This window comes from Streptomyces sp. NPDC008137 (assembly GCF_042957035.1).
Classification (GTDB): domain Bacteria; phylum Actinomycetota; class Actinomycetes; order Streptomycetales; family Streptomycetaceae; genus Streptomyces.
Map to the genome: position 1 here is coordinate 64,788 of NZ_JBIBHN010000013.1, position 23,798 is coordinate 88,585.

20 protein-coding genes are annotated in these 23,798 nt (G+C 71.5%); 9 read left to right on the top strand and 11 right to left on the bottom strand.

Annotation, left to right across the window (positions count from 1 at the left end; translation table 11 throughout):
- Positions 1-8: 8 nt before the first annotated feature.
- Together ACFZBT_RS21645 and ACFZBT_RS21650 are read right to left on the bottom strand one after the other, a co-directional pair.
- The gene (locus ACFZBT_RS21645) at positions 9-1,286 is read right to left on the bottom strand and encodes a GAF domain-containing protein (RefSeq protein ID WP_391105795.1); all 1,278 of its coding nucleotides are present in this window, start codon (positions 1,284-1,286) and stop codon (positions 9-11) included.
- Between the two features lie 258 nt (positions 1,287-1,544).
- Entirely contained in the window at positions 1,545-3,179 is a 1,635-nt protein-coding gene (locus ACFZBT_RS21650) for an acyl-CoA dehydrogenase family protein (protein ID WP_391105797.1), read from the bottom strand.
- 52 nt (positions 3,180-3,231) lie between these two features.
- On the opposite strand from ACFZBT_RS21650, the gene ACFZBT_RS21655 reads away from it, so the two are divergent.
- The 5 genes from ACFZBT_RS21655 (at position 3,232) to ACFZBT_RS21675 (ending at position 10,153) form a co-directional block, all read left to right on the top strand.
- Complete coding sequence (locus ACFZBT_RS21655; protein ID WP_391105799.1) at positions 3,232-4,383, top strand: YhjD/YihY/BrkB family envelope integrity protein; 1,152 nt, start codon at positions 3,232-3,234, stop codon at positions 4,381-4,383.
- A gap of 304 nt (positions 4,384-4,687) precedes the next feature.
- Positions 4,688-8,563: a hypothetical protein gene (locus tag ACFZBT_RS21660; protein WP_391105801.1), complete on the top strand. Its 3,876-nt coding sequence runs from the start codon at positions 4,688-4,690 to the stop codon at positions 8,561-8,563.
- Between the two features lie 21 nt (positions 8,564-8,584).
- A complete protein-coding gene (locus ACFZBT_RS21665; protein ID WP_391105803.1) occupies positions 8,585-9,004 on the top strand; it encodes a hypothetical protein in 420 nt (139 codons plus the stop codon).
- Positions 9,001-9,393, top strand: a complete 393-nt coding sequence (locus ACFZBT_RS21670; RefSeq protein ID WP_391105805.1) for a hypothetical protein — start codon at positions 9,001-9,003, stop codon at positions 9,391-9,393. The genes ACFZBT_RS21665 and ACFZBT_RS21670 overlap by 4 nt, the downstream gene beginning before the upstream one ends.
- A 70-nt stretch (positions 9,394-9,463) precedes the next feature.
- On the top strand, positions 9,464-10,153 hold the full coding sequence (locus tag ACFZBT_RS21675; RefSeq protein WP_391105807.1) for a DUF6597 domain-containing transcriptional factor: 690 nt from the start codon (positions 9,464-9,466) through the stop codon (positions 10,151-10,153).
- On the opposite strand, the gene ACFZBT_RS21680 is transcribed toward ACFZBT_RS21675, so the two are convergent.
- Positions 10,133-10,537: a VOC family protein gene (locus ACFZBT_RS21680; protein WP_391105809.1), complete on the bottom strand. Its 405-nt coding sequence runs from the start codon at positions 10,535-10,537 to the stop codon at positions 10,133-10,135. The two genes, ACFZBT_RS21675 and ACFZBT_RS21680, sit on opposite strands and share 21 nt — an antisense overlap.
- A 125-nt stretch (positions 10,538-10,662) precedes the next feature.
- Between ACFZBT_RS21680 and ACFZBT_RS21685 the strand changes: the two genes are divergently transcribed.
- The gene (locus ACFZBT_RS21685; protein ID WP_391105811.1) at positions 10,663-11,070 is read left to right on the top strand and encodes an SRPBCC family protein; all 408 of its coding nucleotides are present in this window, start codon (positions 10,663-10,665) and stop codon (positions 11,068-11,070) included.
- Positions 11,071-11,085: 15 nt separating this feature from the next.
- On the opposite strand, the gene ACFZBT_RS21690 is transcribed toward ACFZBT_RS21685, so the two are convergent.
- Entirely contained in the window at positions 11,086-12,117 is a 1,032-nt protein-coding gene (locus ACFZBT_RS21690) for a DUF5954 family protein (protein WP_391105813.1), read from the bottom strand.
- A gap of 318 nt (positions 12,118-12,435) precedes the next feature.
- On the opposite strand from ACFZBT_RS21690, the gene ACFZBT_RS21695 reads away from it, so the two are divergent.
- Entirely contained in the window at positions 12,436-12,972 is a 537-nt protein-coding gene (locus tag ACFZBT_RS21695; RefSeq protein WP_391105815.1) for a peptidoglycan-binding protein, read from the top strand.
- Positions 12,973-13,000: 28 nt separating this feature from the next.
- On the opposite strand, the gene ACFZBT_RS21700 is transcribed toward ACFZBT_RS21695, so the two are convergent.
- On the bottom strand, positions 13,001-13,423 hold the full coding sequence (locus ACFZBT_RS21700) for a helix-turn-helix domain-containing protein (protein ID WP_391105817.1): 423 nt from the start codon (positions 13,421-13,423) through the stop codon (positions 13,001-13,003).
- 197 nt (positions 13,424-13,620) lie between these two features.
- The gene (locus ACFZBT_RS21705; RefSeq protein ID WP_391105819.1) at positions 13,621-14,664 is read right to left on the bottom strand and encodes a substrate-binding domain-containing protein; all 1,044 of its coding nucleotides are present in this window, start codon (positions 14,662-14,664) and stop codon (positions 13,621-13,623) included.
- Positions 14,665-14,974: 310 nt separating this feature from the next.
- Between ACFZBT_RS21705 and ACFZBT_RS21710 the strand changes: the two genes are divergently transcribed.
- Together ACFZBT_RS21710 and ACFZBT_RS21715 are read left to right on the top strand one after the other, a co-directional pair.
- On the top strand, positions 14,975-16,426 hold the full coding sequence (locus ACFZBT_RS21710; protein WP_391105821.1) for an alpha/beta fold hydrolase: 1,452 nt from the start codon (positions 14,975-14,977) through the stop codon (positions 16,424-16,426).
- Positions 16,427-16,448: 22 nt separating this feature from the next.
- Entirely contained in the window at positions 16,449-17,102 is a 654-nt protein-coding gene (locus tag ACFZBT_RS21715) for a hypothetical protein (RefSeq protein ID WP_391105823.1), read from the top strand.
- 13 nt (positions 17,103-17,115) lie between these two features.
- On the opposite strand, the gene ACFZBT_RS21720 is transcribed toward ACFZBT_RS21715, so the two are convergent.
- The 5 genes from ACFZBT_RS21720 to ACFZBT_RS21740 form a co-directional block, all read right to left on the bottom strand.
- Complete coding sequence (locus tag ACFZBT_RS21720; protein ID WP_391105825.1) at positions 17,116-18,537, bottom strand: Gfo/Idh/MocA family oxidoreductase; 1,422 nt, start codon at positions 18,535-18,537, stop codon at positions 17,116-17,118.
- A 171-nt stretch (positions 18,538-18,708) separates the two neighbouring features.
- Complete coding sequence (locus tag ACFZBT_RS21725) at positions 18,709-20,298, bottom strand: family 43 glycosylhydrolase (RefSeq protein ID WP_391105827.1); 1,590 nt, start codon at positions 20,296-20,298, stop codon at positions 18,709-18,711.
- 83 nt (positions 20,299-20,381) lie between these two features.
- The gene (locus ACFZBT_RS21730; RefSeq protein ID WP_391105829.1) at positions 20,382-21,299 is read right to left on the bottom strand and encodes an ABC transporter permease subunit; all 918 of its coding nucleotides are present in this window, start codon (positions 21,297-21,299) and stop codon (positions 20,382-20,384) included.
- Positions 21,299-22,183 (bottom strand): ABC transporter permease subunit, encoded by an 885-nt coding sequence (locus ACFZBT_RS21735; protein WP_391105831.1) that lies wholly within the window; start codon positions 22,181-22,183, stop codon positions 21,299-21,301. Before ACFZBT_RS21735 ends, ACFZBT_RS21730 begins: the two co-directional genes overlap by 1 nt.
- Before the next feature lie 7 nt (positions 22,184-22,190).
- Complete coding sequence (locus ACFZBT_RS21740) at positions 22,191-23,528, bottom strand: extracellular solute-binding protein (RefSeq protein ID WP_391105833.1); 1,338 nt, start codon at positions 23,526-23,528, stop codon at positions 22,191-22,193.
- Positions 23,529-23,798 lie beyond the last annotated feature (270 nt).

Genomic DNA, 23,798 nt, shown 5'->3' on the forward strand with positions numbered 1-23,798 from the left:
GGTGAACCTCAGGTGGCCGGTGCGGACGTACGGAGCCCGCGCACCGCCGGTGCCGTCGCGTACGGCAGCAGATCGCGCGGGTCGTCCGGGAGCAGCAGCTCGACTTCGGCGTCCTCGGCGAACCGGTACGGCCGGTGCTCCAGCAACGCCCCGAGATACCGCCGTACCCGCGACATCTCGGCGCGCACCGTCACCGTGCGGGCCGGGTCGCCGAAAAGGTCCCCGGCCAGGTCCGAGGCGCTGCGGCCGGTGCGGTGGGCGGCGAGCAGGTACAGCAACTCGGCGTGCCGGGGACTCAGTTCGCGGGCCCAGGACCCGGCACCCCCGGACACCTCCACCGACCAGCTGCTCGCCCGTCTGAGGTCCAGCACGATCCTGGTCGCCCCGCCCGGCACCGGTTCGTCGGCGGTTGTCCGCACCAGCCAGCCCCCGGCCAGCGGCTCCACCGAGCACGGCCCGAGCGCCGGCAGCCACCGCGGGCCCGCCGACAGCGACTTCGGCAGGGCGACCCGCCGTGTGTACGGCATCCCGCTCACCGCCGCGGTCCAGCCGTCCGGGTCGACCACCAGGGCACGCCCGCCGAGCCGGGCCAGCACCGGCGCCGCCACCGCGCGCAGCCGCTCCAGCGACTCCGCGTGCATCTCCCGCAGCCGGGCCTCGGCGAGCTTGGCCACCGAGTCGACCCAGGCGAGCGTGGCCGGATGCATCGTCTCCAGCGGCCCGCTCACGTCCACCACGCCCAGCAGCCGGCCGTCCCGCGGATCCGTCAGCGGAGCCCCGGCACAGGTCCAGCCGGCCTGGGAGCGCACGAAGTGCTCGGAGGCGAAGACCTGCACGGGACGGCGCACCACCGCCGGAGTGCCCAGACCGTTCGTGCCGACGACGTCCTCGCGCCAGTCCGCGCCGAGTTCGAACCCGAGCCCGTCGGCCTTGCGCAGCACCGGCGCGCTGCCCTCGCGCCACAGCACCCGGCCCTCCTCGTCGGCGACCACCATGATGTGGTGGGCGATGTCGGCGACCGCCAGCAGCCCCTCCCGCAGCACCGGCAGCACATGGCGCAGCGCCGAGGTCTCGCGCCGCCGCCGCACCTCCTCGGGGGACAGCAGTCCCGCCCGGACGTCGTGGTCCGGGTCGACACCGCCGCGCAGCATCCGCTCCCAGGACTGCTCGATCACCGGCCGCGGCGCCACGGGGGCGGGCTGCCCGGCGAGCCGGGCGGAACGGACCTCGTCGAGGACCCGGGCCGCCCGCGTGGCGTGCACGGCGGCGAGCTGCGTGACGTCCATCGGCGTGTCCCCCCGGAGCCGTTTCTGACTGTCCGTCTCATAGTGCCGTCTGCCCCTGACGGACGCGCACACTCCGCACACAGTCGGCATCAAGTTGCAACCCCTTGCAACCCTGGTGGACGGCCCGGCCGTGGCTGAAAATTGAGCAGCGCCGTCCCGAGCGGCGTTCGATGGCTCGAACGGGCCAGTGCGGCGGGGGTGGTGCCGTGTCGGCGCAGCACCACCCCCGCTCCCGCGCGAGCGGCTCAGAACACCAGGTCAGGACACCGGACGCGCCCGCTCCACCACCGCCGCCAGATCCAGCGTGTGCGGCAGCGTCCCGAAGGCAGCGCCCCCGTCCCCGCCCAGCCTGGCGGCGCAGAACGCGTCGGCCACCTGCGGCGGCGCGAACCGGACGAGCAGCGACCCCTGGAGCACCAGCGCGAGCCGCTCCGCCAGCCGTCGCGCCCGCCCCTCCACGCCCTCCAAATCGGCCAGTTCGGTCAGCAGGTTCTTGATGGCCCCGTCGAGACGGTGATCGGCGCCGCGCGCCATGCCGACCTCCCGCAGATACGCGTCCATCGCGCCCGGCTCCCGCTGCAACGCCCGCAGCACATCGAGGGCCTGGACATTGCCCGCGCCCTCCCAGACCGAGTTGAGCGGCGACTCCCGCACCAGCCTCGGCATTCCGGACTCCTCGACGTACCCGTTGCCGCCCAGGCACTCCGCCGCCTCCACCGCCACCGGCGGGCAGCGCTTGGTCACCCAGTACTTGGCGGCCGGCACCGCGATCCGAAGCAGCGCCCGCTCCTGCTCGCCGCCGTCGTCGTAGGCGGCCGCGAGCCGCAGCGCGAGGGTCGTCGCCGCCTCCGACTCCAGGGCGAGATCGGCGAGGACGTTGCGCATCAGCGGCTTGTCGACGAGCTTCCCGCCGAACGCCTCGCGGTGGGTGCAGTGGTGCACGGCCTGCGCCACGGCCTGCCGCATCAGCCCCGCCGAGCCGAGTACGCAGTCGAGCCGGGTCGCCGCGACCATCTCGATGATGGTGCGCACCCCGCGCCCCTCCTCGCCGACCCGGCGCGCCCAGGTCCCGTCGAACTCGACCTCCGCCGAGGCGTTCGACCGGTTGCCGAGCTTGTCCTTGAGCCGCTGGAGCAGGAACACGTTGCGCGTCCCGTCCGCCAGCACCCGCGGCACCAGGAAGCAGGTCAGCCCGCCCGGAGCCTGCGCCAGCACCAGGAAGCCGTCGGACATCGGCGCCGAGCAGAACCACTTGTGCCCGGTCAGTTCGTACGTCCCGTCCTCGGCCAGCGGCCGCGCTGACGTCGTGTTCGCCCGGACGTCGCTGCCGCCCTGCTTCTCCGTCATGGCCATCCCGAACAGCGCGCCCGCCTTCAGACGGGCGGGCCGCAGCTCACGGTCGTAGACCATGGACGTCAGCCGCGGCTCCCATTCGGCGGCCAGCTCCGGGTCCGTGCGCAGGGCGGGCACGGCCGCGTGCGTCATCGACAGCGGGCAGCCGTTGCCGGCCTCGACCTGCGTCCACACGAGGAACGCGGCGGCCCGCCGGACGTGCCCGCCGGGCCGCGCCCAGGCCGCCGTCAGACCGGCCGAGACGCCCTTGCCGAGCAGCCGGTGCCAGGACGGATGGAAGTCGACCTCGTCGATCCGCTCGCCGTACCGGTCGTGCGTGCGCAGCCGCGGCGGATTCTCGTTGGCGCGTACCCCCCACTCCTGCACCTGGGCCGCGCCGGAGGCCCGCCCGAGCGCCGACAGCTCGCCGAGCACCTCGTCGAGCAGATCCGGATCCAAATGCCGTTCGACCGCCGCCGTGAGGGCCCGGTCGGCCGTGAAGACGTCGTACCCGACCAGCGGCGGGACCTGGTTGCTCACGGAGTGCGTGCTGCCAGCCATGGTGCGAACCTACCGGGTGAGTGAGCCAGGGCGCGACGGATACCGTTAGGGGGTGCAGCCAGGAAGTGAAACCCCCGACACGCCCTCCGGACGCCTCCACCGGGCGCGGGCCCTCTACCGGAACGTATCCAAGCGCAGGACCGCCTGGCTGCTGCTCAAGGACACCGTCAACTCCTGCATCGAGTACCGCATCCTGGGCCTGGCCGCCGAGGCCGCGTTCTTCACGCTGCTGTCGGTGCCGCCGCTGCTGCTGAGCATGATCGGACTGCTCGGCTACGTCGACGCCTGGACCGGCGCCGGCACCATCGAGAGCCTCCAGGCCAACATCCTGGAGGCCTCCCGCACGGTGCTGTCCGACCAGGGCGTCAGGGAGATCGCCGAGCCGATCCTGCACGACGTGATGAAGGGCGGCCGGCCCGACGTCATCTCCATCGGCTTCCTGTTCGCCCTGTGGTCCGGCTCCCGCGCCGTGAACGTCTTCATCGACACCATCACCGTCATGTACGGCCTCGACGGCGTCCGCGGCATCGTCCCGACCCGCCTGCTGGCCTTCGCGCTGTTCATCGTGGCCCTGCTGGTCGGCTCCGTCGCGCTGCCGCTGATGGTGGCGGGGCCGGACGCGGTGGTGCGGATCGTGCCGTGGTCCACGACGGTCGTGCAGGTCCTGTACTGGCCCGTGGTGATCCTGCTGTCGATCGCCTTCCTCACGACCCTGTACCACGTGTCCGTCCCCGTCCGCTCCCCGTGGATCGAGGACGTGCCCGGCGCGCTCTTCGCCCTCGGCATGTGGGTGCTCGGCAGCTTCCTGCTGCGGATCTACCTGACCAGCACGGTCGAGGGCCCCACGATCTACGGCTCCCTGGCCGCGCCCGTCGCCGTGCTGTTGTGGATCGGTGTGTCCGCGTTCGCCGTGCTGGTCGGGGCCGCGGTCAACGCCGCCATCGACCGGGTCTGGCCGGCCGCCGCGACGGCCGCGGCCCGCGAGGCCAACGAGCGGCTGCGGCAGGCGCAGGTCGCCGAGTACGTGGCCCGCGCCGCCGCCCGCGGGGAGGCCGACCCCGACATGCCCTCCGAGTTCCCGGAACGCTGGTCCCGCTTCCTGCCCCCGGAGGACGTCACGGCCCGCCTGCGCACGCATGTGAAGAGCGCGCACGCGAAGAACAGCGAGGCCAACGGGGAGGCGCCGCCCCCCGACGAGAAGTGACACCACCGGGTCCGGCATCGCTCGCGCGGGCCGCGCTCGTCTGCCCGGGAGCGGCGGGCATGGCCGAAAGTAATCGAACCCCAGACCGAATCACGAGTTCCGTGAGGATCATTCGGTTGCCATGATGGGCGCGTCCCCGAGGGGAGGGGGGCATGGGGGCGCGTGCTGACCACACGCGAGAACGGGGACATCCGTACGGGGGCTTCTTTCCTGCCGTACATCTCTGGCTCTTTCTGTGCCATGCCTTGACGTGATCGTGCCTTTCCCCCGTGGACGGACTGACCATCCACAGAGAGGCATCGGCGTGCGCTCAGCACGAAGAGAAACCCGAAGACACCCCCGAAGAGGTCCCCTCGGCGGTGGCCTGGCCGCCACCGCGCTCGTCACCGCGGCGGCCGTGCTCGGCGGGCTCGTCACCGCGGCCCCCGCCTTCGCGGACGAGCCGGGAGACAACCCCGCCAACCCCTATGAACGCACCCTGCGCATCAGTCTGGGCACCCAGGCGCGCGAGGACCGCTGCCAGGCGGGGCAGGCCGTGCACTACGGCGGCCCCGAGCTGAAGTCGGTCACGGCGGCGAGGCTCGCCGGTACGGACGCCGGGCTGCGCGAGTTCGTGCGGGCGGACGCCCTCGGCGGCGAGTGGGACCAGGCCGCCGTCCGCGACCGGGACGCGGGGATCGCCGCCCTGCGCGCCTTCGAGGCCCGGCAGACGAAGCTGGACGAAAGCAACCAGCCGTACCGCTCGGTGAATTCTTCCGGCGGCCGCGACTTCTGGGCTCCCGAGTTCGGCGAGGACATCGTCACTTTCACCCTCCGCGATCAGGAGAAGCTGTACGACAAGCACTCGGATCCGACGCCGCGTCCCGGAAAGGAGGCCCTGGACAAGGCACGGCAGGTCTTCGACGCGTTCGGCACCGGCGACGACGCATGGGCGACCGCGTACAAGGACGTCGCGGGGCGCGCGTTGTTCGGCACGGACTCCCGGGAGCGGGCCTCGGCCAACGACATCGCGACCTTCCTGCGCTTCGGCGGCTTCGCCACCAAGGCTCCCGAGCCGGACTCGCTGGAGTTCCGTACCGAGGTCGAGGCCCTGAAGCAGGCCTGGGCGGCCTGTGACAGCGGCAACCCCATCGACCACTACCGGGTGCTGACGGGCCCCGTCCTGCAGGCGTACTCGGAGTGGGAGACCGAGTACACCGGCCAGGCCGAACAGCGCAAGCTCATCCTCGCCGCCGAGGCCGGCGCGTCCAAGGAGACGCGGGTCGCCACCGAGGCGATGATCGAGGCGGTTCGGCAGGCGTGGCTCGCGGACCAGATCCTGTACTGGCAGAAGTACTGGGCAGCCAACAAGGACGCCCTCAATTACCCCAGCAAAGCCACCTTCACCAAGGCGACGGCCGACCTGAACGCGGCGAAGACGGCGGCTGCGAAGCAGGTCGCCCTGGCGGACGCCGCCGCGACGCGGGCCAAGACCGCCGCCGGCAGCGCGACCGCGGCACAGCAGAAGGCCTGGGAGATCGCCGACGCCGCGAAGCAGCCGCGCGGCCGGGGTCTGCTCTACGCACAGCAGTCCGTGCAGGTCGCCAAGGCTTCCGCCGCGGCCGCGCAGGCGGCGGCGAAGGCCACGCTGACGGCGTCGAACGCGGCGAAGGCCACCGTGGCCGACTCCAAGACGCTGCTGGCGCTGGCCAAGACGCAGACGCACGCGCTGAACACCGAGTTCCGCAAGGCCGCCGCGCTGGAGGCCAAGGCACAGGCGAAGGCGGCCGCCGAATCCGCCGCCAAGCAGGCCGAGGAGGCCGCCGCCAACGCGGCCACCGCCAAGCAGGCCCGCGCCACCGCGGAGAAGGCCGAGCAGGACGCCAAGGCGGGCGCGGCCGAAGCCAAGCGGCAGCGAGGCATCGCGGAGGCCGAGAAGGCCAACGCCGAGCGGGAGCGCGACACCGCGGCCCGTGAACGGAAGAAGGCCCAGGACGCGGAGGAGCGGGCGCGCGGCGAGCAGGACAAGGCAGCGCAGGCCCGCTCGGCCGCCAGTACGGCGGGGGCGACGGCGTCCGAGAAGGCGGCCGTGGCCGAGGAGGCCGAGCGTCGCGCCTACGAGCTGCGTGACGACGCGGTCAGGGCCGAACGCGAAAGGGACGCCACCAGGTCGCGGGCCGCGGCCCTGGAAGCGGCTGCCGTGGCGGCCGAGGGCACGGAGGCGGCCGGCGAGACCCGGGCGGCGGCCACGGAGGCGCGGAGCGCCGCCGACGCCGCGGCGGGCGCCGCGACGCGAGCCAGGTCGGCGGCGAACGAGGCGTCGACGGCCGCGGTGAACGCACGTGCTGCCGCGACGCGGGCGCAGGGTGCGGCCAGTCGCTCCCGCTCCGCGGCCGACGCGGCCTGGTCGGCGTACCAGAAGACCAGCGCGGCGGCGGCGACCGCCCATGCGGCAGCCGCCGAGGCGATCGACGCGGCCGATGCCGCGAAGGCGAACGCCAAGAAGGCCGATGCCGACGCGAAGAAGGCCCAGACCGCCGCGATCAACGCGCGCAAGGAGGCCACCGCCGCGGTGGCGGAGGCGGCCAAGACGGCGGCATGGGCGGCGAAGACCGCCGGGTTCGCCGCTGCCACGGCCCAGTACGCACAGGCCGCACGGGACGCGGCCACCGCCACCACGAAGGCGGCCGACAAGGCGATCAGCCTCGGCTCCCCCTACCGCGAGACCGACTCCGCGGCAGCTTTCGCGGTACTGGTCGGCCAGACCTCCAAGACCCTCGCCGAGCAGCAGGCCGCCGCGGCCAAGGCCAAGTCGGACGAGGCGAAGAAGGCGGCGGCCCAGGCCAAGGCACTGGCCGACAAGGCGGCCGGTGACGCCAAGATCGCCCTCCAGGCGGCGGCCGACGCCGCGATGTACGCGGAGAAGGCACTGGCCTCCGCGGAAGCGGCTCGTGCCTCGGCCGCTGCGGCGGCCATCGACGCGAAGGCGGCGAAGAAGGCCGACGTCAACGCCCAGAAGTACGACGAGCAGGCGGGTGTGGACGCGGTCCACGCCGGTTTCGCCGCGAACGACGCCGAGTCGGCGGCCGCCCAGGCCGACCGCGACGCCACCGACGCCGAGCGCGACGCGGCGAGCGCCCGCTCCGCGGCATCCTCCGCCGAGACCGACGCTGCCGCAGCGGACCTGATCGCCACCCACGCGGAGTCGGACGCGACCAGAGCCGAGAAGGCCGCGGCCAACGCGGACGGCGCGGCGAAGGACGCCGACGCGGCCGCAACGCGCGCCGAGGAGGCTCAGCGCAAGGAACTCGAGGAACTCCGCAAGCAACGTGCGGAGAAAGCTCCCGATCCTGGCCCCGACCTCTCCAGTGACGAGGAAGCCGCACTCCTGCGCATGTGCGGCCAGGAGTGCGTGGACCAGTACAGGGCCGCGCGCGCCCTCGCGGGCCAGAGCCTGCTGGACTGGGTGAAGGCCAACGGCGGCCAGATCCTGCTCGACCACATCGGCTGGACCGACGTCAAGAACTGCCTGACCAAGGGCGACGTCGAGAGCTGCCTGTGGACCCTGGTCACCGCGGTCGGCGTGGCCATCCCGGTCACCAAGATCCCGGCGCTGGGCAAGGCGATCCTCAAGCTCGCCACGGGCGTGGTCGGCTTCTTCGAGAAGTCGGCGCAGGCGAAGCGGACCCTCGACAAGCTCCGGAAGCTCGCCGAGAAGGCGAAGAAGGAACCGGACCTGCCGCCCTGCGCGAAGAAGAAGTCCGTGAAGGCGGCGGCGTTCTCGAGTCCGGCGTCCTTCGCCACGGCCTCCGCGGCTGCGGCCTCGGGCGACGACGAGCCGGACGTGTGCGCCCTCGACCCGCAGAAGGCCCTGTCCTACGAAATCCTGGACAAGATCGACGAGAAGTACGGGCCCGACGTGGCGGACGGCGTCGAGTACCAGTGGAAGCGGATGATGGGAAGCAGCAAGGAAGCGGGCGACCACAACATCCCGGGTGTCGGCCGTGACCTGACGGCCATGGCCGAGTACTTCAAGAAGTGGCGCGGAAAGGCCACCCACAAGGACCCGGACACGGGCAACGGCGTCGCCTACGACAAGGACAAGGGCGTGGTCGTCATCATCACGGCCCGGTTCATCCACGGATACAAGATGTCCGAGGCCGACTTCCTGAAGGCGGGAAAATATGTGCCGAAAAACTAGTGAAACGGGAGGAGGACACTCATGCGAACGGAGTTCGAGCTGACCCGCGACGGGGAGGATTTCGTCGCGCGGCTCGACCCGTCCCAGGCGAGAGCCCTGGACGAGGCGCTGAGCTACGCGCGCCGCGCGGACGCCACCGACGCGTACCTGAGAGTGCTGCTCGGCGCCGGCCGGGAGGTGGTCGACGGCCTGGTACAACGCTTGCGCGGTCCCCACTCCCAGCCGTTCGAGGTGCGGCTGCGGCCGGAGGAGCTCCATGTGGTGCTGAGCGCGCTGACCAACGCCGCGGCGCACTTCGTCTCGGCCGAGGGCCGGTTCTCCCAGGAGCCCTTCCTCATACGGCTGGGTTTCTACCGGGAGAACTTCGACGCGTTGGCGCTGGCCATCGTCAACGCGGCCTACCGGGCGTACGAGGCCCAGGCCGACGAGGTGACCGGATGAGACTGCGCATCCGCCTCACCCGTGACGGTGAGGAGTTCATCGCCCGGCTCCGCCCGTACCACGCCGATGTCCTCCACCGGGCACTGACCTGCCTGCGGGCCGGCGCACACGGGGAAACGGACCTGGCCGTACAGGTCGGCGCCGGTCCGGAAACCGTGGACGCCCTCGCCGCACGTCTCGCCGGCGACCAGCCGAGGTCATTCGACCTGCGGCTGTCCGCAGCCGAGGTGCACCTTCTCCACAGTGCGCTGACCGCCGTGCCGCTGATGTTCCTGGACGGCAGCGACCGTCTGTTCTCGGAAGAGCGGTTCCACCAGGAGACGGGCTCCTTCAGGGAGCATTTCGACTCCCTGGCGCGCAGCCTCGTGGAAGAGGTCTCCAAGGCATGACCATGGCGAGGGCCCGGAGACCCGCGCTCCGGGCCCTCGTCCCGTTCCGCTACGGCGTAGCCTCGATCACGTGTACACGGAGCGGGCATCCCGGCTGGCCGGTGCGGTGGTGTGGACGAACACCCCCTCCGGCGGCGATGAGGGGCGCGTTCTGCCGGACGGGTGTATGGACCTGCTCTGGAACGACGGGCGGCTGCTGGTCGCCGGTCCGGACACGCGGGCATTCGTCACCGAAGGTGAGCCACGGAGCTGGGCCGGCGTCCGCTTCTACCCGGGTACCGCGCCCGCCCTCCTCGGGGTGCCCGCGCACGAGCTGCGTGACCGGCGGGTCGCCCTCTCCGACCTGTGGCCGGCCTCTGAGGTGCGGCGGCTCACGGCCCGGGTGAACGGGGCTCCGGACCCGGCGAGCGGGCTGGAGGAGGTGGCCGTGGCGTGTGCGGCCGCCGCCGATACCTTTGACCCACTGCTCCAGCAGATCGTCACAGCCCTCGACGCGGGCCGCCCGGTCGCCGCCACCGCCGACGAACTCGGCCTTGGAGCACGCCAGTTGCACCGCCGCTCGCTGGCCGCCTTCGGCTACGGCCCCAAGACCCTGGCCCGTATCCTGCGGCTGCGCCGCGCCCTCGCACTGGCCCGGGGCGGGGTGCCCTTCGCGGACACGGCCGCCCGGGCCGGATACGCCGACCAGGCCCATCTGGCCCGCGACGTCAGGGAGTTGGCGGGGCTGCCGCTGGGCGAGCTACTCGCCGGCCGGGGCTAGCGGGGCGAACAGGTCCACCCCGTTGCCGTCCGGGTCGAGCACGACGGCGTACCGCTGCCCCCAGAAGGCGTCCCAGGGCTTGAGCTCGCCGTGGTACCCGGAGCCCACCAGCTCCTCGTACAACGCGTCCACGTCCGCCGGCCCGTCGCACCGCAGGGCCAGCGAGGTCCGGCCCCCTCCGGCGGGCGGCTGCCACGCGGGGAGGAAGGAGCGGACCGTCTCCTCGGTGTCGAACATCAGCCGGAGCCCGCCGGGCAGTGCGGCCTCGGTGTGCGGCTGGTGCTCGGCGCCCTCCGGGAAGGCGAACCCGAGCCGGCGGTAAAGGGCGACGGACGCGGCCATGTCGGAGACGACCAGGCCAATGGCATCGAATCGTGCGGTCATGAGGCCACCGTAGGCAGGCCCGGAACGACCGGTCTTGAAGGAAACGGACACCGGGCCCGGAACCAGCACCCGTGTGTCCGATCCGTTCAAGACCATCTCCCGGCCGGCCCCGTAACGTCGCCGCCATGACGGCCACGACACAGCGTTCCCGGCACCTCGGCATCCCGATCGACCGCCCCGCCCAGGAGGTCTACGACTACGTCTCCGACCCGGTCAACGTCCCCGGCTGGGCTCCCGGGCTGGTCCGCTCCATCGAGCGGGTGGACGGTCAGTGGGTGGGGGAGTCGCCCATGGGGCGGATCGTGGTCGTGTTCACGCCCAGGAACGAGTTCGGCGTGCTCGACCACGACGTCACCCTGCCCTCGGGGCGGACCGTGCACAATCCGATGCGGGTGATCGCCGACGGCGACGGCTGCGAGGTGGTGTTCACCCTGCGCCGGCGGCCCGGGATGAGCGACGAGGAGTTCCGCCGCGACGGCGAGGCGGTATCCGCCGACCTCACCGCCCTCAAGCGGCTGATGGAACGGTCCTAGTCCTCCTGGTCCTCCCTAGTCCGCCGTCTCCGACTCGTAGTGGATGGTGCCGTCCTCGTCCATCGTCGGGTGCATCTTCATCGGGCCGTACTCGTCGATGTCCGACGGACGCGGGACTTCCGGCCCGTCGGGGCCCATGCGCAGGAAGCGTTCGACGCGGCAGATCCGGAAGTGACGGTCGTCGAAGCGGAACTCGTCGGCGCGGTCGAGCGCCCTGTACTCCTCGGCGGCGCGCGCGTACTTCGCCTTCTTGGCCTCGTCGTACTGGTACAGCAGGGCCCAGATCTCGGACATGCCGTTGTAGAGCAGGCGCCGGGCATCGTGGGGTGTGGCCATGAGCGTGCCGCGGGGCTGCCAGCCGTGGCGGCCGCGCTCGACCACGCCGAATCCGGTGGGCAGCAGCACGGGGTCCGGATGCGTGGCTACCGCGCGCTCGGAGTCCTCGCGGACGTCGGAGGGAAAGTGGGCTCCCTTGTACGCGAAGCCGCTCAGCCCCAGCCGCAGCGCGCCCGCCGCCAGGCCGTCCGGGCGGGCGGGGTCGAGGACGAAGCCGATGTCCGGGGACGCGGTGTCCTTCGCCCGCTTGTCCCACGAGCGTCGCACCGGTTCCAGGTCGGTGGGGCGCGGCGGCTCGAGACCGTCGTCGCCGCAGCGCGCGAACTCGTCGCCGCGTACGACCCGGTAGCGCACCCCGCAGGCCTCCACCTCGTTCACCGGTTCGCGCTCCATCACCGCGACGGCGGCCAGCAGTTCGCGCCGGACGGCCGGGTCGTCGGTGTCGTCCTTGGCCATGAACCACAGGTGCGAGTGCAGCCCGTCCCGGGCCACCTGCGGCATGCCGTCCGTCACCGGCTTCAGCAGCCGCCACTGCGGCCCCAGGGCGGGATCCTGCGCGGCGACCCCGAAGACCGGCCCGCGCAGAGTCAGAGCGGGATAGCGCCGCGAGGCGTCCATCGCGTCGGCCTCCCGCACCCAGGCGGCGGGGTCGTCGCGGCGGACCAACTCCTCCTGGAGAGCGTCGATCTGTTGCTGCCAGTCATCGTTCATGCACGCATTGTCCTGGACGGGAGGGGCCGCGGGAGGCCGGACGATCCAACAAAGCCGGTTGTCGGAACCAGGCGCGGATGCCGCGGCGCCGTCCTACGGCCCAGCCCAGCCCGGCCCAGCCCGGCCCATCGAGGTCCCGAGCGTCCCACGCCTCGTCGGGACGCCGCCGACCGGCGCGTGAGCCGTCCCTGGGCGGTCCGTGAACGCCGGGAAGGCTCGCCCTGTCCGGGGGCCGGACGTGAGGCTGTGCGGTGCCAGACGAGACGAGCCGCCCCAGGGGTGACCCGCGGGGGACGGCGGTTCGGAAAGGAACACCGTATGAGGATGCGCAATCGGGCCATGGCGATGGTGACGGCCGTGTTGCTGGGGGGCGGGGCCACCGGGATCGCCCTGGCACCGGCCGCGAACGCCGCTCCCTACTTCGGCATCGACGGCGGCGGCGCCGTCACCAACGACTGGGAGGACGAGGAGAACCTCGGCGTCGAGGCCTACGCGAGGGGCAACGCCATCGCCCTGTGGGAGACCGTCCTGTGGGCGGACGGTGCCCTGTGGGAGGACGACGAGGGCGAGTGGAGGCCCTTCAAGAAGAGCCAGATCGACGGCTCGTTCGGACCGGAGACCGAGTCGGCCACGCAGTGGTGGCAGAGCCGGCACAACCTCCCCGAGACCGACGGCACCGTCGTCAGCGAGAGCTGGGACTTCGCCCAGACCCGGCTGCAGAGCCCGCCGGGCAACATCGTCCAGTACAAGGGCGACGCGCGGAACGTCAACTTCAAGCGCGTGGGCGGCAAGTACCAGGTGAAGCTCAAGAACGTCGGGCCCTGGAAGAACGCGCACTACCGCACGGTCGGCTGAGTGCCCCGACGAGCGGGTGACCCCGGGGTCACCCGCTCCAAGTCGGCAGCGCCCACAGCAGCCCCGCCACCAGCACGACGATGACCGCGAAGGAGACCAGCGCCGCCGCCCGCCACCGCCGGTACTCGGCACCGGGCGGCGGCGCCGCGACGTCCACCGCCTGCCCGGCCGGCCCCGTCGCACCGCGCGGCCACATCGGGTCGGCCAGCTCCCACACCGCCAGCAGCCGCGCCTGATCCGCCCCGGCCACCCGGCACAGCGCCTGCACCGCTCCCCTCGGCGGCTGTTTGGCCCCGCTGAGATACCGCTGCCACGACGACTTGCTGTACGCCGTCCGCCGCGCCAGCTCGGCCAGGCTCAGACCCGTGCGGTCCTTCAGGGACCGCAGTTGCTCGACCAGATGCCGTGCCTCCCTCGGCAGTACGTCCGGAAGCGGCTGCCAGCGTGTCATGGTCGTCCCCCCACTGCCCGCCGCCGCCCCGCCCCCGGGCAACGGCCCCTCCCCACCGCATCGTTCGACGCCGGACCGTCCGGACCAGTTCCCCGTGGCGACGGGCGCGCGGCGCGCGTAGGGGTGTGAGACGACCGGCCGAGCGACCGGCCGAGCGACCCGTCAGCGGGTGCCGGCGCACGCGCGTGACGAACGCCCTATGCCCGCGGGGCCGCCGTACTGGCCCTTTCCACCAACCGTGTCGACAACTCCGTCCGCGTGCTCTCCGGGCGGTGCCCGTCCATCACGCGCAGCAGCGCGCGCAGGGCCGTCGCGGCCATCTCCGACAGCGGCTGGCGGACCGTCGTCAGGGCCGGGGAGGCCCAGCGGGCCTCGGGCAGGTCGTCGAAGCCCACCACACTGACATCGTGCGGGACCTTCAACCCCCTCTCGGCCAGGGCCTGGTAGACCCCCAGCGCCATCCGGTCCGAGCAGACGAAGACGGCCGTCGGCGGCTCGGGCAGGTCGAGCAGTTCCAGCGTGCGGCGGTGGGCCAGGCTCTCGTCGAAGCCGGCGTGCCGTACGTACTCGGCGCGGTGCCGGATCCCGGCCGACGCGAGCGCGGAGCGGTAGCCGGCGACCCGGGCGCTGCTGCACATCGTGCGCCGGTCGCCGGCGATGACGGCGACGCGCTCATGCCCCAGGGACAGCAGATGCCCGGTCGCCGTCAGACCGCCCTGCCAGTTCGCCGCCCCCACCGACACCACGCCCTCCGGCGGCTCCTGGACCGGGTCGATCATCACGAACGGGATGCGGTGCTGCTCCAGCCAGGCGTACTGCGAGTCGCTCAGCTCTGCCAGATTGAACAGGACCCCGGAGGAGCCCCGGGCGACCAGCTTGTCCAGCCAGCCGCGCTCCGGGCGGCCGACCCGGGAGCGGGTCAGCGCGGCCGACACCACGACCTCCAGGCCCGCGTCGTGCGCCGCCTCCTCCACCCCGTGCAGCACCGCGCCCGACCAGGAGCTCTCCAGTGAGTGCACGACCAGGTCGACGAGCCGGGGCGCCTTCGCCGCGTCGAACCGGGGTCTGCGCACATAGCCGAGCCGGTCGAGCGCCTCGGTGACCCGGCGGCGGGTCTCGGGCGCCACGTCCTCCCGTCCGTTGACCACCTTGGACGCGGTCGGCACCGACACCCCCGCCTCGCGGGCCACGACCGCCAGCGTCGGACCTGCCGCCGCGCTCGCACTCGCCGTACGGACCATCGGGAACCCACCTCTCCACCGGACAGAAAGCGCTTCCTACTCTAGGTCTGCGGCGGGACGGCGGGTAGACACGTGACCGAAAGCCCTGGCGACGACGTCCTGGGCGCGCGGTGTGGCCGGCGAGGCCGTCGCCGACAGAAGAGCGAGCTCCGGTGATGACGTCTGTCATGTTCAGCGATGACAGGTCTCACTGCCGACGCGGCGGCGCCGGCAGAACACTGGACTTCGCATGAACGGCCGGCGCCGGAACGGAGGGCGTCGCGTACCCACCGGTTCCGGCGCCCCCATGCGCCCAGCAGAAGGACATCAGATGCACCGAGCCTTATCCCTCGCGCTCGCCGCCGCCGCGGTGACAGTGACCGCCTTGCCGGGGGTGTCGGTGGCGGCGACGCCGGACACCGTGCGGTGGGGCCCCTGCCCGGAGGAGGTCGCCGCGCCCCGTCTCGAGTGCTCGACACTCGAAGTCCCGCTGGACTACCGCGAACCCGACGGCCGCCAGATCGAGATCGCGATCTCCCGGCTGGCGAGCAGGGAACCCTCCAAGCGCCGCGGCGTGCTGCTGACCAATCCGGGCGGTCCAGGCGGTACGGGGCTCAACTACCCAGCCGTCCTGGCCGGTTCAGGACTGCCGCGGAAGGTGTTGGACTCCTACGACGTGATCGGCTTCGACCCGCGTGGCGTCGGCCGCAGCACGCCGGTGACCTGCGATCTGACGCAGGAGCAGCAGTACCGCGGCAACTTCCCGCCGTACGCGCACACCGCGGCCGACGTCGCGCGGGAGGCGCCGAACGCGCGGACCGTCGCCGAGCAGTGCGCCACCTCGCGGACGGCGTGGATGCTGCCGCACACCACCACCGCGAACACCGCGCGCGACATGGACCGGATCCGGGCCGCGCTGGGCGAGCCGAAGCTCTCGTACCTCGGTGCCTCCTACGGCACCTCCCTCGGTGCGGTGTACACGACGCTGTTCCCGGGGCGCAGCGACCGGATCGTGCTCGACAGCAACATGGGTCCCGGCGGTTACGACTACACAGCGATGCGGATGTTCGCCCGTGGACTGGAGGACCGTTTCCCGGACTTCGCGAAGTTCGCGGCCGAGCGCCCCGAGTACGGCCTGGGCACCACACCGGAGCAGGTGACCGCGAAGTTCTTCGAACTCGCCGAGCGGCTGGAGGAGAAGCCGGTCCAGGGCATCGGCGGCATGGAGTTCCGCGGGTTCACGTTCGAACGTCTCTACGCCGACGGGTTCATGCCCGAGCTGGCCCAGTTCTGGCAGGCGGTCGACACGGACCGGCCGGTGCCGTCCGTTCCGACGTTGCCGAACATGGAGAACCTCATGGCCGCGCGTTTCTACGTGATATGCGGTGACACGCGCTGGCCGGGGACGGTCCGGGAGTACCAGCGCAATGTCGCGGTCGACCGGCAGAAATATCCGATGCTGGGCGCGTCCACGGCCGGCATCGGGCCGTGCGCGTTCTGGCCGGCCGAGCGGGTCGAGCCGCCGGTGCGGATCGGTGACCGGGGTCCGTCGAACGTGCTCATGGCGCAGAACGAGCGCGACCCGGGGACACCGCTGGCCGGCGCCCGGGAGTTGCGGAGGGCGTTCGGAAAGCGGGCCACGATGGTGACGGCCGACCAGGGCGGACACGGCGTCTATCCGTTCGGTCGCAACACGTGCGCGAAAGACGCGGTGACGACGTTCCTGACCACCGGGCAGCGCCCGCCGCGGGACTTCGCCTGCGCGGCGGAGCCGACCAAGTGAGCAAGTAACGGGAGCGAAGGGCATGTTCAAGGAGTGGCGGCATCGACGGGCCGTGCAGCGGGTCAAGCCGGGGGACGGGCGACCGCTGAAGCGTTTCCGCTGGTGGCAGATGCTCACCCGGGCACTGTTCCATCTTCGGCTGGTGAACGACGACGGCCGGCAGACGGACTACGCCGTCGACGTCAGGCACCAGAGTCAGCCGGACGGTTACGTCAAGGCCCACCTGTACCTCGACGGCAGACATCACGCCGAGTCCAGAGTCCCCGCCGTCTTCCCCGTCCGGGGCGGCACCGTCGAAGTGAGGGCGAGCAACTTCGGGCTCAAGCGCTGCCACTACGTCACGGTCGAAGGAGACGAGTTCCCGCTCGTCCCGGACCCCGCCTCCGCCGAGGGGCGCCGCGCCCGCCTCGACCGGTCGCACCCCGCGCTGAGCCGCGGTATGGGTTTCCTCTCGGCGATCGTGCTCGTCATCGGCCTGGTTCTTCTGATCCTCCAGCTCGCCGAACAGGTCACCCGGGACCCGGAAGGCCTCGCCCAGTACGTCGGGACCTTCATCTCGCCGGTCGATCTGTCCGCAGGGGCCAACGCGGTGGTCGGGCTTGTCACCGTGGCGGCCAGCACCGAACGGGCGCTGCGGCTGCGCTACCACTGGCTGCTCGACGGCGGGGTGGGTTGAGCGACTGCCCGGTTCAGCCGACGGGCGGCATGTCCGTGGGGCTGGAGTCGAGTCCGGGCCTCCTGCCGGCCCAGGCGCCGCGGGTGAAGTCCGGGATCCCGACCGGGCGGCCCTGCCTCGCCAGGGAGGCGGCGGAAAGCGGGACCGCCGCGCACCAGGCGGCCGAGTCGTACACGTCGATGTCGGGCACCAGCCCGGCGCGCATCAGCTGGACGGTGCGCCACTGCAGGACGTAGTCCATGCCGCCGTGGCCGCCGTTGTTCGCGGCGTCGTCGCCGACCTTCCGCCACAGCCAGTGGTCGTACTCCTTGCGGTAGTCGGCGAAGTCGCGCCAGGTGTGGCCGCCGTGGTCCGGTTCCAGGTAGACGCGCGCTCCGGTCGGGGCGGGCCCGGTGTAGTCCTCGACGATCCCCCGGCTGCCGGCGAGGGTGTTGATCCTGCTGTACGGCCGGGGTGAACTCACGTCGTGCTCGGCCCGGATGATCCTGCCCTTCTCGGTCTCGATCAGGCAGGTGACCAGGTCGCCGTTGATGTACGTCTCCTGCCAGGACGGGTGCTCCCGGGGGACGAAGCGCTCGCGGTAGTCGGCCAGTCCCTTCGGCGCGGTCGCGGTGGCGGACAGGGTGGCCATCCGGTCGCCGCGGTTGACGTCCATGGCCGCCGCGATCGGGGCCAGCCCGTGCATGGGGTAGAGGGACGCGGTGCTGCGGGTGTGCCACAGCCGCCGCCAGGAGTCGGTGTAGTACGTGTCGGAGAAGAGGAGTTCACGCAGGTCGTGGAGGTAGCCGCCATGGCCGTTGGTGATGTCGCCGAACACGCCGGCGTGCGCCATCCTCAGCATGGCCAGTTCGTTGCGGCCGTAGCTGCAGTTCTCGGCGAGCAGCAGATGCCTGCGGGTGCGCTCGGAGGTGTCGACCAGGTCCCACAGCTGGCGCAGCTCCGTCGCGACGGGCAGCTCCACCACGGCGTGTCTGCCGCTCAACAGCGCGGCTCTGCCGTGTTCGTAGTGGAACTCCCAGGGCGTGGCCACATACACGAGGTCGATGTCGTCGCGCCGCAGCATCCGGGCGTAGGAGCCGGCCGATCCGCCGTACTCGGCGGGGCGGGGCTCGCCCTTGCCCACCAGCCGGTCGGCGGCGCGACGCGCGCGGTCGGCCCGGATGTCGCAGACGGCGGTCACGGTGCAGCCGGGCACGGCCGCCCAGCCCTCGACCATGCCGCCGCCGCGGTTGCCGAGTCCGATGACACCGACGCGGACGGTTCTGTGGGCCTCGAACGGAACGCCGATCATCGACTTCTGCCCGGGGCGGCGGGGCGCCTGCCCGGTCGTGGCGGCCGCGGCCGGGGGCGCGGCGGTCATCCCGGCCGCGAGCGCACCGGTGGCGACGGCTCCGCCCAGGAGCAGCCGGCGTGAGACAGCGGGTGTTTTGGACATGACGGCAACACTCCTCGGTGGGGTGGCTCGCATCACTGCCGGGGCACTGTCGTTACTTCCGGGGCATGACTCTGAGGGCTTCGACAGTTACATGTCAATACGTGCTCGATGGACAGCAGTTCCGAGCAGGATCGAGCATCACTTGTCGAAACCCCGAACGCGCCGACGCCCTCAGTCGGGTACGCAGGTCAGCCGGAACCCGGTGAAGTCCGCCGTGAACGCCGCGTCCACGAGGTCCCGGGCGTGGATGCCCGCCATCGCACCGGTGAACCGCAGCCGGGAGCCGTGGTCGTCGGACAGCCGGCTGAAGTCCAGGGCCGGTCCGACCGCCGTACGCACCCCGCCCCGTACGTACCAGAAGCGGGCGGCGGCACCCTCGACCGTCACGCCCAGCGTCATCGGTGCCGCCACCGGCACCTCCACCACCGCGACTTGTCGCGCACCGTCCTCATCCCGCTCCACCAGGCTGAGGACCGTACGACCACCCCCGCCCCACTGCTGCCCACGCTGCGGCTCGCCCTCCGGTTCCGCCCAGGTCAGGTCCAGGCTGAGATACGCCTCGGCGTCGTACCGGAGCACCAGACCCGCCGCCTGGGTGAAGGCCACCGGCCGTGCGTCGACGGTGACTTCGGCCTCCGCGCGGTGCTCGGTGACACGCTGGGCCAGCAGGCCGGCCGCCCAGCGGGACTCCGGCCCGTGCCGGCCGCGCAGCCGGATCCAGCCCGGCCGTGCCGTCGTGTCGGCCCAGGACGGGTCCGGCGCCTCGCGCAGGGTGCTCCACGGCCAGGACAAGCCCTCGGGAGGGGCGGCGGGCGGCAGCGGGTGCGGCCGGGTCGGCACGTCGACGTCCACCGCCGGGTGCCAACCGCCCTGCCGCAGCCGGGGCCAGCCCTCCGCGTCCCAGGTCACCGCCTGGATCGCGGTCTCCCGGCCGAGTGTGCAGCGGCGGCCCTTCGGCGTGTGCAGCGGACGGGCCGTCAGGTGACTGAGCAGCCACTGCCCGTCCGGCGTCTCGACCAGCTCGCCGTGCCCGGCCTTCTGCAACGGCACGCTCTCGTCGTCCCGCGTGGTCAGCAGCGGCCGGTCGTCGAGTGCGTACGGCCCGGTCAGCTCCCGGCTGCGGGCCACCCGCACCCCGTGCTCCCAGCCCGTGCCGCCCTCCGCGAGCACCAGGTAGTACCAGCCGTCGCGCCGCAGCAGCTTCGGCCCCTCGATCAGCCGGTCGTGCTGGAGCAGCAGACGCGTCTCCCCGAGGGGTGTCAGTGTGTCCCGGTCCAGCTCCGTGACGACGATCCCGGCGAACCGCCGCCCTCCCGGCCGGTGGTCGTTCTGCAGGTTCAGCAGCCACAGCCGGCCGTCCTCGTGGAACAGAGCCGGATCGAAGCCATGGCTCGCGACCCGGCGCGGGGCGCTCCACTCGCCGCCCACCTCGGTCGCCGTCGAGACGTACGTGTCGAGATCGAAGTACGGCGTGCCGACCGACCGTACGACGGTGTACGTCACCCAGAACCGTTCCCCGTCCCAGCTCAGCGACGGCGCCCAGATCCCGCCCGAGTCGGGCACCCCGGCCAGCGAGCCCCCGGGAGCCGCGCCTTCGACGTGCCCCGCGTACTCCCAGTGGGCCAGGTCCCGGGAGCGGTGGAGCGGGATCGTCGGGAACCACTCGAAGGAGCTGGTCGCCACGTAGTACCAGTCGCCGGCCCGGACCAGGGAGGGATCGGGCGCGAAGCCGCGGAGGACGGGGTTGTGCAGGACGGTCACGGAAGGGCTCCGGGTCGAGGTGGGCACCCGGGGGCCGCGAGGAGTCAGGGTCACCCACGGCCCCCGGGAGTCGGGGGAAAGGGTTACTTGAGGGCGCCGAGCGTCACACCCGTCCGCCAGTAGCGGCGCATCGCGACCATCATGATCGCCATCGGCACGATGGACAGCAGCGCGCCGGTCAGCACCAGACCGGTCAGGTCGATCCCGGACTCCAGCCGGGTGCCGGTCCAGTTGTAGAGGCCCAGGTTGAGCGTCCAGTTCTCCTTGCCGCGCAGCACGGTCAGCGGCAGGAAGAAGGCGTTCCAGGTGTTCACGAAGGCCAGCAGGAACACCGTCGCGCCGCCCGTCGTCATCATCCGCAGCACGATGCTGAAGAAGATCCGCAGCTCGCCCGCGCCGTCGATCCGGGCCGCCTCCAGCAGCTCGTAGGGGATCGTGGCCTCGGTGTACACCTTGGCCAGATACACGCTGAACGGGTTGATCAGGCAGGGGATCAGCATCGCCCACGGGGTGTCCACCATGCCGATCGCCGAGAACAGCAGATACAGCGGGAGCGTCAGCAGCGCGATCGGGATCAGGAACGAGCCCACCACACACGCGAAGATCGCGCTACGACCCGGGAAGTCGAAGCGGGCCAGTCCGTAACCGGTCGCGAGGGCGATCAGCGTGCCGCCGAGCGAGCCGGCACCGGCGTAGAGCAACGAGTTCGCCGTCCACCGCAGGAAGATGCCGTCCTGGTAGGTGAACACCTGATGCAGGTTGTCCCACAGATGCCAGCCCGAGAACCACAGGCCGTTGCTCTGGTACAGCGCCGTGCGGTCCTTGGTCGCGGCGACGATCAGCCACCACACCGGGAACAGGCTGTAGACGCTCGCCAGGACCAGTCCGACGAGGAGGAAGCGCTGCCCGCCCCGCCCGCGCGAGGCCGGATCCGGCCGGGACAGGCGCCGCACACCCCGGACCTCGGGCCGCTCGGTGGCGGTCCGCTCGGTCAGCACCATCAGTCGGCCTCCTTCGAGGTGAGCCGGTAGAAGAGGAAGGAGGCGACGCCCAGGATCAGGGCGAGCAACACGGACAGCGCGGCGGCGTAGTTGTAATTGCCCGCGTTGAACGCCTGGTTGTAGATGATCATGATCGGGGTGAAGCTGTCGCTGACCGTCTGCGGGGTGATGTTCCGGAACAGCGCCGGCTCGTTGAAGATCTGCAGCATCTGGATGATCGACAGCAGCCCCGTCAGGACCAGCGCGCCGCGCACGAACGGGATCTTGATGCTGCGCGCGATCCGCAGCTCGGAGGCGCCGTCCAGCCGGGCCGCCTCGAACAACTCGCGCGGCACGCCCTGCAGCGCCGAGTAGATGATCACCATGTTGTAGCCGATGCCGTGCCAGGTCAGCAGGTTGCCGATGGACGGCCACACCATCGACGGCGCGAAGAAGTTCCAGTCGAGGCCGAGGGCCTTGCCGATCGGGGTGAGCGGACCGACGTCGGGGCTGTAGAGGTTGACCCACACGATCGCCGCGACCACGCCGGGGATCATGTACGGCACCAGCAGCAGGATCCGGAAGCGGCTCGCCACCCGGGAGGCCAGCGCGTCCAGGAACAGCGCCAGCAGCAGGCTGACCAGCAGCATGAACGGGATCTGGACACAGGCGAAGAGCACCACCCGCAGGATGGAGCTCATGAACGCCGAGTCGGTCAGGCCCTGCGTGTAGTTGTCGAGCCCGGCGAACTCCGTCGTCGTGCCGCCGAGGCCGAGCCCGGACTGCTTCTCCGTGAACAGCGACTCGTGGACGGCGTAGCCGATGGGGAGCAGATAGAGGAAGACGAAGCCGAGCTGGAAGGGCACCGTGAACGCGGCGCCCTTCCAGCGCAGGGAGCGAGTCATCGATGCCTCAGCCCTTGACGCTGATACCGCGGGACTTCAGGTCCTTGACCGTCCACTCCTGCATGTGCGCGAGCAGGTCGGTGACCTTCTCCTGTTTGTTGACGACCTTGGCCCAGCCCGCCTGGAGCTCCGTGAACATCGCGGTCCAGTTCGGGCCGTAGGTCCAGTCGGTGGTGACGGTGCCCAGGCTGTCGGTGACGACCTTCTGCGCCGGCTCGTAGTTCTTGCCGAGCAGCTTCCGCGAGATCGACTCACCGACGTAGGAGCCGCTGTCCTTCAGCGCCGGCATCACGCCGTTGCCGGTCTCCGGGCTCGCCATCGTCTTGACGGCGTCCTGGTTCGTGGACATCCACAGCGCCGCCTTCGCCGCCTGCTCCTGGTTCTCGCACTGCTTGGTCACCAGGGTCACGCTGCCGGTCAGGTTCGTGCCGGCCGGCGTCTTGGCCGCCTCGCCCTGGTACGTCGGCCAGGGCGCAAGCGCCCAGTCGCCGAAGGACTTGGTGAAGTTCTGCACCATGCCGGCCATCTGCCAGGTGGAGATCTGCCGGGTGGCGGTGGCCCCGGTGTCGTAACTGCGCTGCACGGCCGCGTAGTCGGCGAAGGACAGCTTGGCGTTCAGGTCGTTGTCGATGATCTCCTGGATCACCTTCGCGGCCTTGAGGGTGCCCTCGTCCTGGAAGTCCACCTTCCAGGCGTTGCCGTCGATCGCGTACCAGTGCGCCCCGGCCTGCATCGCGAGCACCTCCAGGGTGCTCGGGTCCTCACCGGCGTAGTTGGTGATCTTGATGCCGTGCTTCTTCAGCACCTTGCCCGCGGCGATGAAGTCGTCCCAGGTGGCCGGGGGCTTCAGGCCGTACTTCTCGAAGATGTCGGTGCGGTAGATCGTGAACTGGGGTGCCGAGCTGGTGGGGACGCCGTAGAGCTTGCCCTGCACCTGCGCGCTCGCCCAGGCGCCGGTGTTGAACTCGTCCTTGTCGCCCTCGACGTACTGGGTGATGTCGGCGAGCGCGTCCTGCGACACCCAGCTGGTCACGTACTCGGCGGTGTTCTGCACCAGGCAGGGGGCGTTGCCGGCCTTCACCGCGTTGGTCAGCTGCTTCTGCATGGTCAGCTGGTCGGTGACCTTCGTGTACTTCAGCCGGATGTCCTTGTGCGAGGCGTTGAACGCCTTGACGACCGCCTCTTGGCCGTTGGCCCAGCCCCAGAAGGGGAGGGTGACCGGACCGGACTTCGACGCGGCGTCGTCGCCCGAGCCGGATCCGCCGCAGGCGGAGAGCAGACCTGTCAGCGCGATGCCCGCGACAGCGGCGGAGGCGAACCTTCTCCTTGGGCTGGTGAAGTTCATCTGACCGTGATCCTTCGGAATAGGACGTTCTCAGAACGAGAGGACGGCGGCGGCTCGGTGGTGCCGGCCGGGAACGGCGGCCGGAAAACCGTCGGCTCGCGGTTGCGGGGGTCGGCCAAGCAGAAGCTGTAGTAAGCGGTTGCTGGGACGGTAGGCGGACGGATCCGCTCAGAGCAAGAGGTGCGCGGCAATTTGTTACGGCGGATTGTCCGGCGGGTGGTCGCGGGCCGTACGGCGAGGCCTCGCGTTCGGTACGGCATACGCACAGGT